This window comes from Prosthecomicrobium sp. N25 (assembly GCF_037203705.1).
GTDB lineage: Bacteria > Pseudomonadota > Alphaproteobacteria > Rhizobiales > Ancalomicrobiaceae > Prosthecodimorpha.
Map to the genome: position 1 here is coordinate 1,300,464 of NZ_JBBCAT010000001.1, position 8,954 is coordinate 1,309,417.

9 protein-coding genes are annotated in these 8,954 nt (G+C 69.6%); 6 read left to right on the forward strand and 3 right to left on the reverse strand.

Translation table 11 applies throughout. The annotated features are described in order from the left end of the window. Nucleotides 1-24 precede the first annotated feature (24 nt). The 4 genes from WBG79_RS05880 (at nt 25) to WBG79_RS05895 (ending at nt 4,913) form a co-directional block, all read left to right on the forward strand. Entirely contained in the window at nt 25-1,695 is a 1,671-nt protein-coding gene (locus WBG79_RS05880; RefSeq protein WP_337356173.1) for an electron transfer flavoprotein-ubiquinone oxidoreductase, read from the forward strand. A 365-nt stretch (nt 1,696-2,060) separates the two neighbouring features. Further along, nucleotides 2,061-3,494, forward strand: a complete 1,434-nt coding sequence (locus tag WBG79_RS05885; RefSeq protein WP_337356174.1) for a UbiA family prenyltransferase — start codon at nt 2,061-2,063, stop codon at nt 3,492-3,494. A gap of 23 nt (nt 3,495-3,517) precedes the next feature. Then, nucleotides 3,518-3,892 (forward strand): EamA family transporter, encoded by a 375-nt coding sequence (locus WBG79_RS05890; RefSeq protein ID WP_337356175.1) that lies wholly within the window; start codon nt 3,518-3,520, stop codon nt 3,890-3,892. Nucleotide 3,893: 1 nt separating this feature from the next. Further along, nucleotides 3,894-4,913 (forward strand): NAD-dependent epimerase/dehydratase family protein, encoded by a 1,020-nt coding sequence (locus tag WBG79_RS05895; RefSeq protein ID WP_337356176.1) that lies wholly within the window; start codon nt 3,894-3,896, stop codon nt 4,911-4,913. Here the strand turns inward: WBG79_RS05895 and WBG79_RS05900 are convergent. The 3 genes from WBG79_RS05900 to WBG79_RS05910 form a co-directional block, all read right to left on the reverse strand. Beyond that, nucleotides 4,886-5,239 (reverse strand): hypothetical protein, encoded by a 354-nt coding sequence (locus WBG79_RS05900; protein ID WP_337356177.1) that lies wholly within the window; start codon nt 5,237-5,239, stop codon nt 4,886-4,888. The two genes, WBG79_RS05895 and WBG79_RS05900, sit on opposite strands and share 28 nt — an antisense overlap. 85 nt (nt 5,240-5,324) lie before the next feature. After that, nucleotides 5,325-6,095, reverse strand: a complete 771-nt coding sequence (locus WBG79_RS05905; RefSeq protein ID WP_337356178.1) for a tRNA1(Val) (adenine(37)-N6)-methyltransferase — start codon at nt 6,093-6,095, stop codon at nt 5,325-5,327. Beyond that, nucleotides 6,092-6,337, reverse strand: coding sequence for a putative signal transducing protein (locus tag WBG79_RS05910; protein WP_337356179.1), 246 nt, complete (start codon nt 6,335-6,337; stop codon nt 6,092-6,094). The genes WBG79_RS05905 and WBG79_RS05910 overlap by 4 nt, the downstream gene beginning before the upstream one ends. A 190-nt stretch (nt 6,338-6,527) precedes the next feature. Here WBG79_RS05910 and WBG79_RS05915 point away from each other — a divergent pair, with 190 nt between their 5' ends. Together WBG79_RS05915 and WBG79_RS05920 are read left to right on the forward strand one after the other, a co-directional pair. After that, nucleotides 6,528-7,544 (forward strand): polyprenyl synthetase family protein, encoded by a 1,017-nt coding sequence (locus tag WBG79_RS05915; RefSeq protein ID WP_337356180.1) that lies wholly within the window; start codon nt 6,528-6,530, stop codon nt 7,542-7,544. Nucleotides 7,545-8,077: 533 nt separating this feature from the next. Further along, nucleotides 8,078-8,953 carry a helix-turn-helix domain-containing protein gene (locus tag WBG79_RS05920; RefSeq protein WP_337356181.1) on the forward strand — a complete coding sequence of 292 codons (876 nt, stop codon included), beginning with the start codon at nt 8,078-8,080 and terminating at the stop codon, nt 8,951-8,953. The last annotated feature ends 1 nt before the right edge of the window (nt 8,954 follow it).

Here is an 8,954-nt window from a genome sequence, read left to right on the forward strand (position 1 = left end):
GGTCGTTCAGCCGAGGAGCCCCCGATGGCGCACCAGGACCTGCCCGAGCGCGAGAGCATGGAGTTCGACGTCGTGATCGTGGGCGCGGGCCCCGCCGGGCTCGCCGCCGCGATCCGGTTGAAGCAGTGCGCCGCGGAGGCCGGGTCGGACATTTCCGTCGTGGTCCTCGAAAAGGGCTCGGAGGTCGGTGCTCACATTCTCTCCGGCGCCGTCATCGATCCGATCGCGCTCGACCGGCTTCTGCCGGAGTGGCGCGGCGAGGACACGCCGATCAAGACCCCGGTGACCGAGGACGTCTTCCTGTTCCTCGGCCCGGCCGGCTCCGTGCGCCTGCCGAACCTGCTGATGCCGAAGCTCATGGACAACCATGGCAACTTCGTCGTCAGCCTCGGCAACGTCTGCCGCTGGCTCGCCGCGAAGGCGGAGGCCCTGGGGGTCGAGATCTATCCCGGCTTCGCCGCCTCCGAAGTGCTCTACGACGAAGCCGGCCGGGTGATCGGCGTCGCCACCGGCGATATGGGGCTGGGCCGTGACGGCGAGCCCAAGGACGGCTTCACGCGCGGCATGGCGCTCCTCGGCAAGTACGTGCTGATCGGCGAGGGCGCCCGCGGCTCGCTCGCCAAGGACCTAGTCCGCCGCTATTCGCTCGACGCCGGCCGGGAGCCGCCGAAATTCGGCATCGGCCTGAAGGAGCTCTGGGTCGTCGACCCGGCGAAGCACCGGCCCGGCCTCGTCCAGCATTCCTTCGGCTGGCCCCTCGACATGAAGACGGGCGGCGGCTCGTTCCTCTATCACCTGGAGGACAACCAGGTGGTGGTCGGCTTCGTGGTCCACCTGAACTACCAGAACCCCTGGCTGTCGCCCTTCGAGGAGTTCCAGCGCTTCAAGACCCATCCGGCGATCCGCGGCGTCTTCGAAGGCGCGAAGCGGATTTCCTACGGCGCCCGCGCCATCACGGAGGGGGGCTGGCAGTCCGTGCCGCGGCTGACCTTCCCGGGCGGCGCGCTGATCGGCTGCTCGGCGGGCTTCGTCAACGTGCCTCGCATCAAGGGCAGCCACAACGCCATGCTGTCCGGCATGCTCGCCGCCGAGAAGATCGCCGCCGCGCTCGCCGCCGGCCGCGCCAACGACGAGGTCGTGGAGATCGAGACCGAGTGGCGGGCCTCCGCGGTCGGCCGCGATCTCTGGAAGGTGCGCAACGTCAAGCCGCTCTGGTCGAAGCTCGGCACCCTCGGCGGCGTCGCGCTCGGCGGCCTCGACATGTGGATGAACGAGCGCCTGGGCTTCTCGCTGTTCGGCACGCTCGGCCACGGCAAGCCGGACCACGCGACCCTCGCGCCGGCGGCGACCATGCCGCGGATCGACTACCCGAAGCCCGACGGCCGGATCTCGTTCGACCGGCTCTCCTCCGTGTTCCTGTCCAACACCAATCACGAGGAGGACCAGCCGGTCCACCTCAAGGTGAAGGACATGTCCACCCAGCGGGCCGATGAATTCGGCACCTACGCGGGCCCCTCCAACCGCTATTGCCCGGCCGGCGTCTACGAGTGGGTGGAGAAGAACGGCGATCCCGTCTTCGTGATCAACGCGCAGAACTGCGTGCACTGCAAGACCTGCGACATCAAGGACCCCAATCAGAACATCACCTGGACCACGCCCGAGGGGGGTGGCGGGCCGAACTACCCGAACATGTGACGGCGCCTGCCGGGCCGCCGCGACACTCCGCCGGCGCTTCGACACGCGAGAGCCGGTCGCCGCCGGCGGGCCCCCGCAAGGCCCGGACCCGACGAGCGGGCCCCTGACGGCCGGTCCTGCCCGGTCGTGCCGGCCTTCCTCGGGCCCTGCGGGTTCGCCGGGCCCGGCCGCGTGCCCTCCCGCACCGGGGCGTCCCCTTCCGAGCCTCTTCCGACGCCAGCGACCCGCCGCCCCGTCGCCTGTTAACGACGGCGCGAAAGTCTTCGCGTGCCTGTTTGACACGAGACGCCGATCAATTGCTTATATTGTCGTAGATCGATGTAGAACTCTGTTTACCAATTCGGGTAACCAATTCAGGAAATCCCATGATTTCGGACGTGGACTCATCCATTCCGCTCGTCGTCGACCTGGACGGCACTCTGATCTGCAATGACACCTTGCACGAGACCGCCGTCTCGGCCTTCTTTTCACGGCCCTTGGAAACCCTGATGGGACTGCCCGCCCTGCTGTCCGGCCGGGCCGCACTGAAGCGCGCGTTGTTCGGCCTCTCCGAGTTCGATCCGCGGGATCTGGCGTACCGGGCGGACGTCGTGCAACTCATCCGCAAGGCGAAGGCCCAGGGCCGCAAGGTCCACCTCGTCACGGCCGCGGACCAGGCCATCGCGGACCGCGTCGCCGAGCATATCGGCGGCTTCGATTCGGTGCTCGGCAGCGACGGACACTCCAACCTGAAGGGGCTCGGCAAGCTGGAAGCCCTGCAGAGACGGTTCCCGCAGGGCTTCGTCTACATGGGCGACAGCGCCGCCGACGTCCCGATCTGGCGCCACGCCAAGGTCGCCGTCCTGGTCGGGCCCGCCATCCGCTTCAGGGACAAGCTCGCGTCCCTGGGGGTGACCGTAAAGGTTATGGCACCATCGCGCCATTCCGCGCGGGTCTGGCTGAAGCAACTCCGCGTGCACCAGTGGAGCAAGAACCTGCTGATCGGCGTCCCGCCCGTGCTCGGCCACATCGCCCTCGACCCGCTGGTGATGCTGAAGACGCTGCTCGGCTTCCTGGCCGCCGGGATGATTGCCTCGGCGACCTATGCATTGAACGACCTGATCGACCTCAAGGCCGACCGCCTGCATGCGACCAAGCGGCACCGGCCGCTCGCCGCCGGGCAAATCACCATCCTGCAGATCGTCACCGCGGCGCTCCTCCTGCTCGGTGCCGGCCTCGTGCTGGGCTGGCTCCTCTCGCCGGCCTTCTTCGCCGCGCTGACCGCCTACCTGGTCCTGTCGGCGGTCTACACCTTGAGCTTCAAGGCGATCCCGCTTCTGGACGTCGCCTCCATCGGCGCCCTGTTCACCGGCCGCATCGTCATGGGGATCGCCCTCCACGACCTGCCGATGTCGCCCTGGATCCTGTCCTACTCGGCGCTGTTCTTCACCTCCATGGCCCTGGCCAAGCGTCACGTCGAGCTCATGCGGGCCCGGGACGAGGGTCGCGCCGTCATCCCGGGACGCAGCTACCAGGCCGACGACTGGCCGATCACGCTCGCCTTCGGCATCTCGACGACCCTCGCCGCGGTCGTGGTCCTGCTCCTCTTCGTCACCGAGCAGGGCTACCAGACCACCGGCTATGCCGACCCGGTCTGGCTCTACGTCGCGCCGGCCTGCGTCATGCTCTGGACCTTCCGCATCTGGCTCCTCAGCCACCGCAAGCAGCTCGACGACGACCCGGTCGTCTTCGCCCTGCGCGACCGAGTCAGCTACATCCTCGGCGCCTTCGTGCTGACGGGCTTCCTCGCCGCCCTCTGACCGCCCCCCGAAAGAGCCTGCCCATGACCTTGACGACCCTGATGATCGCCGTGATGAGCGTCAGCCTCAACGCCTTCGCGCAGATCGCGCTGCGCAAGACGATGCTGAACGCCCCGGCCCTCGGCGCCAATCTCGCCGGCGCCATCGACTACGCGATCGGCCTCCTGCTCGGCGGCTGGCTGGTCGCCGGCCTCGCCCTCTACGCGGTCAGCATCGGGCTCTGGCTCGTGGTCCTGAAGTCGACGGAAGTCAGCCTCGCCTATCCGCTGCTGTCGATCGGCTACATCATCGCCGCCGCGGTCGGATACCTCTATCTCAACGAGAATGTCGGGATCGAGCGCATGGCCGGCATCGCGCTCATCTGCCTGGGCATCGTCGTCATTTCGAGGAGCAGCTGACATGGCCGACGTGGTGATCGGCGGCAGCGGCTTCCTCGGCCGCGTGCTCGTCCGCAAGCTCCTGGAACGCGGCCGCGCGGTGTGCGTCTTCGACGGCCGCGACCCCGCCGGGGACCAGCGCGACAGGGTCGACTTCGTGCGCGGGGACGTGCGCGACCCCGCCGACCTCGGGCGCCTGCCCCTCGGACCGGATGACGTCGTCTACCACCTGGCCGCCCGCCAGTTCGGCCCCGACGTGCCCCGCCGGGAGCGCGACGCCTGGTTCGCCGACGTCAACGTCGGCGGCACGCGGGCCGTGGTGGCGCGCATGCAGGCGGCCGGTGCACGCCGCCTCGTGTTCTTCTCCACCGACATGACCTACGGCATCCCGGAGCGGAGCCCCGTCCCGCCGGACGCGCCGCAGCGCCCGATCGGCCCCTACGGCCGGAGCAAGCTCGAGGCGGAGAAGATCCTCAGGTCCGCGCCGGGCCTGCAGGTGACCGTCTTCCGGCCCCGCCTGATCATCGGCCCCGGCCGGCTCGGCATCCTGGCCAAGCTCTTCCGTCTCGTCAGGGCCGGACTGCCCGTCCCCATGATCGGCTCGGGCCGGAACTGCTACCAGATGGTCTCGGTCGAGGACTGCGCCGAGGCAGCCATCCTCGCGGTCGAGCAGGGGTGCCCGCCGGGACCCTTCAACCTCGGTTCCGAGAGCCCGCCGACCTCGCGGGCCCTGCTGGAGGCCGTGATCCGCCATGCGGGCACGCGCTCGGTGCTGATTCCGTGCCCGGCCGCGCTCCTCAAGCCGGTGCTTTGGGCGGCCGACAAGGCCGGCATGCCGCTCCTCTTCAACGAGCAGTACGAGATCGCCGACGCGCACTACGTCCTCGACACGAGCGCGACGCGGAGCGTCCTCGGCTGGCGGCCGGTGCACCCGGACGTGGAGATGTTCTGCCGCGCCTACGACGCCTTCCTGGGGCGCCTGCCGGGCCCGGAGACCGCGGCCCCGCTCGGGCTTCAGCGCGAGAGGTCGAGCGTCCCGTAGCAGTCCGGGCCCTTCCAGGTCGCCACGATGCCGCGGCCCGTGACCTTGCCCGCATACGCGATCGTCTTGCCGTCCTTGATGGCGTGGCTCGCCGAGAAGGTGCCGTCCTTGCCGAGTTGGGCCGAGACGCTCGCCTGCGTCCCGTCATAGGCGACGTACCGGATCGTCACGGTCCCGCCCGAGACGACGCCGTCCGCCGGGGCGTTGCCCCAGCACTTGCCGGTCCCCCCGGCGATAGAGGACGCCCCGGAGTAGCGACCTTCCTGCGCCGCGGCCGGGCCGGCGAGCACGAGGGCGGCGGCGAGGGCGAGGACGGCGCGGCGCATGGGAACCTCCGGGACGCGGAATCGACGGGCTGGACGGCTGGCGGGAGCCTAGTTCGGCCCGCGGTGCCTTGCAATTCGAGACCGATCACTGGTCCAGCCCGGCCTCGCCCCGCAGCACCGCGTCGGCCTCGTCCAGGTAGCGGCTGGACCCGGGCGGATGCAGGACCAGTCCCGGCAGGATGCCCGGGGCCGCCCGGCTGCCCTTCGTCGCCGTGACCAGGATGCGGTGCGCCGCCTCGCCGGCCCGCGGGTGCACCGGCCGGACGGCGGCGGCGCCGAAGCGGCCGGCGAGCCCGGCGAGGATCTCGGCGAGGCCGTCGGCCCGGAACACGACGGCGAGCCGCCCGCCCGGCCTGGCGAGCGCGGCGGCGGTCCTGAGCCAGGCCGCGAGGCCGCCTTCGGGCAGCACGTGGGCGGCCGCGCGCGCCGCCGCCGGCGAGGCGTTGACGGCGCCGGGGGCGAAGAAGGGAGGATTGAGGATCACCCAGTCGGCGCTTTCCCGGGCGAGCCCCGCGGCCTCCCGCGCCGCCTCCCGGGCCGTCACGTCCGCCTCCGCCACCATGACGCGGCCGAGGAGCCCGTTCTCCGGGCGGGCCGCGTTGGCGCGGGCCAGGGCGACGGCGGCCGGGTCCCGCTCCACCAGCGTCACCCGCAGCCCCGGCGCGCGGATCGCGGCGGCGAGACCCGCCGTGCCGACGCCGGCGCCGAGGTCGACGAGATGGCCCGCGGCGTCCGGGGGCACCAGGGCCGCCAGCAGGATGGCGTCGAGCCCCGCCCGGTGGCGGCCGCGTCCGGGTTGCTCGATCGCGAGCCGGCCGCCCAGGAACCGGTCGAGCGTGGTCTCGGCCGTGGTCACGGTCGTCCCCGGGTCCCGGGCTCCGGGGCGAGCTCGTGCCCGAGCCCCGCATCGGCGACGAGCCGGCGCGCGCGCGGCAGGTCGTCCTCGTCCACCAGGATGCGGCGCGGCAGGATGCCGAGCGATCCTTCCAGCGCGGCCATGTGGCTGTCGAGCAGCAGGTGGCCGATTCCCGCCCCGTTGAGCAGGGCCTCCACGGTGGCGATGAGGACGATGTCGTTGGAGCGGATCAGGTCCTGCATCGGGTTCCGGGCCGGAGCGCCCCTCGGTTGCGGGCGGGCTTGAATGGACGCTTTAGGCCGGAAGCATAGTCGTATATGTGGGTTCGCGAAACGACCCCGGGATCTTCGTCGCGGGACGCCGCACCGGCGGCTTGTCGGGGTCGGCCGGCAGGACATATTCTCCGGCAGTCATGGTGGGGAGCTCGCATCCGTGGGTGTTGTCGTTCCGTTCGAAGAGAAGCAGCCCGTAGAACCCTCCATCGACAGGCTGGTCGGCCTCGTCACGGACGACATGGAGCGGGTAAACCGGCTGATCCTGTCCAAGGCCGGTTCGGACGTGGCCCTGATCCCGGAAGTCGCCAACCATCTGATTTCGTCGGGCGGCAAGCGCCTGCGACCCATGCTGACGCTCGCCGCCGCGCAGATGTGCGGCTATGCGGGGGACGGCCACGTCAAGCTCGCCACCTCGGTCGAGTTCATGCACACCGCGACGCTCCTGCACGACGACGTCGTGGACGAGAGCGACATGCGCCGCGGCAAGCTCGCCGCCCGCAAGCTCTGGGGCAACCAAGCGAGCGTTCTCGTCGGCGACTTCCTGCTCGGGCAGGCCTTCCGCATGATGGTGGAGGTCGGCAACCTCCAGGCTCTCGGCATCCTGTCCGACGCCGCCTCGGTCATCGCCGAGGGCGAAGTGATGCAACTGGCGGCCGCCAAGAACATGGCGACGACCGAGGACGAGTACCTCGCGGTGATTCGCGCCAAGACCGCGGCGCTCTTCTCCGCCGCCGCCGAGGTGGGCCCCGTCGTCGCCGGCCGCGCCCGCGAGGAGCAGGCCGCCTTCCGCAGCTACGGGACCAACCTCGGGCTGGCCTTCCAGCTCATCGACGACGCCCTGGACTACGGCGGTTCCTCCGCGAAGCTCGGCAAGAATGTCGGGGACGATTTCCGCGAGGGGAAGATTACCTTGCCGGTCGTCCTGGCCTACCGCCGCGGCTCCGACGAGGACCGCGCCTTTTGGTCGCGGTGCCTCCAGGAAGCGGACATCCGGGACGGCGATCTGGCCCGCGCGGTGGACCTGATGCGGCGCCATCGTGCCCTGGAAGACACGGTCGAGCGCGCGCGGCACTACGGTTCGATCGCCCGCGACGCCCTGGCGCCCTTCCGCGAAAGCGAGCACAAGCGCGCGCTCCTGGAAGTGGTGGAGTTCTGCGTGGCCCGCGCCCACTGACCAGGCAGATAAATTTCAGTAACTAGTGACATAAGCATCTCGGATCGCTGCGCGGTTCCGAGCGGTCCTCTCTGATTGCATTTATGTCGGCGCAGGCGAAGACATATCTTCTATGTTCCCTAGGGTAATTCCTGGTCCTTATCGTTTTAGAATGTCTGTTCCTTTAGGGAAGTTGAAAATCGCCCTGGTGCTGTGCTTTCACCGATAGATAAACCCGTGTCAAACGCATCCAATTCCGTAGCAAACGCAACCAGAAAGAAATTTCCCGTTTATTTACATACACCTCCGGGTGGCATTCGCGGCCCTTCGCAAAGTCACTAACTAGCGCATACGGAAATTCGATAGCTTACCTTACGTATGGTCATTCATAAGATAACCAGATTGAATATGTGGTCTGGAGGCGAGGACGGAAAACCGCGGCAGGCTTCGGCCGGTGAACGCGCCCGTCCAGAGGGTCGCCCTCGCAACTGGACCACGTCGTACAGCGCCGCGCGACCTCGGTCGCATTGGGGGGGCCTGAGATGAAGCATGACATGAATCTGAGCCTGCGCTCGACCCGGGATGGGGCCTTGGCACTCGTGGGCGTCATGACGCCCCCCGCTGAAGCCGCGGTGAGCCTAATGCGGCCGCGAGGGGGTCTCGTCTTCGAGGGCCCCCTGCGCATCGACCTGCCGGGCATGACCCTGATGTGCTGGGACCCGAGCGGACCGGGGCCGGCCCTGGAGAAGGCGGACCGCGTCGTCGTTCTCCTGCCGCCGCAGCGCCAGGCCGCGGACGGCGAGACGCGGTCGATCGCGTCCCTGGTCAGTGTCGACCGGCGGCTCCTGCGCACCGAGGCCGAGGCCCTGTGCGGCTACCCGGTCGCCGTCGAACTCGCCCCGGATCCAGCCCCGGACTTCGAGACCTGCCAGGAGGTTCTGGCACGCCTCGAGGACGCCTTCGCCCAGCGCGCATCCGGGATGGAGGCCGCCCAGCCCGGCACATGGGCGCGCGAGATTCTCCGGGCCCTGCTGCGGGGGCCCCTAAAGCCGGCGCTCGACCGCTACATCGGCGTGCACCGCAAGACGTCCGGGCCGGCCAGCTTGCACCGCGCGCTCGACTACATCCGCCAGCACTCGGCGACCGACCTCAGCATGGCGAAGCTCGCCGACGTCTCCGGCGTCAGCCCGCGGGCCATGCAGTCGACCTTCATGCGGCACCTGAGCTGCTCGCCCTGGGACTACGTGATGATGTGCCGCCTCGAGGCGGCCCGGAGCCGCATCCTCGCCCGGCCCGGCAACGACACCATCACGTCGATCGCCATCGCGACCGGCTTCAACCACCTGGGGGACTTCGCCAAGCTCTACCGCCGCCGCTACGGCGAGACGCCGACCGACACCCGCCGGCACTGGCCCCGCGCCTACGCCTGAC

What these genes read in the sequence shown, in the direction of transcription:
- WBG79_RS05895 (WP_337356176.1), top strand. Translation starts at nt 3,894, where the DNA reads ATGGCCGACGTGGTGATCGGCGGCAGCGGCTTCCTCGGCCGCGTGCTC.
- WBG79_RS05890 (WP_337356175.1), top strand. Translation starts at nt 3,518, where the DNA reads ATGACCTTGACGACCCTGATGATCGCCGTGATGAGCGTCAGCCTCAAC.
- WBG79_RS05910 (WP_337356179.1), bottom strand. Translation starts at nt 6,337, where the DNA reads ATGCAGGACCTGATCCGCTCCAACGACATCGTCCTCATCGCCACCGTG.
- WBG79_RS05880 (WP_337356173.1), top strand. Translation starts at nt 25, where the DNA reads ATGGCGCACCAGGACCTGCCCGAGCGCGAGAGCATGGAGTTCGACGTC.
- WBG79_RS05920 (WP_337356181.1), top strand. Translation starts at nt 8,078, where the DNA reads ATGAATCTGAGCCTGCGCTCGACCCGGGATGGGGCCTTGGCACTCGTG.
- WBG79_RS05900 (WP_337356177.1), bottom strand. Translation starts at nt 5,239, where the DNA reads ATGCGCCGCGCCGTCCTCGCCCTCGCCGCCGCCCTCGTGCTCGCCGGC.
- WBG79_RS05885 (WP_337356174.1), top strand. Translation starts at nt 2,061, where the DNA reads ATGATTTCGGACGTGGACTCATCCATTCCGCTCGTCGTCGACCTGGAC.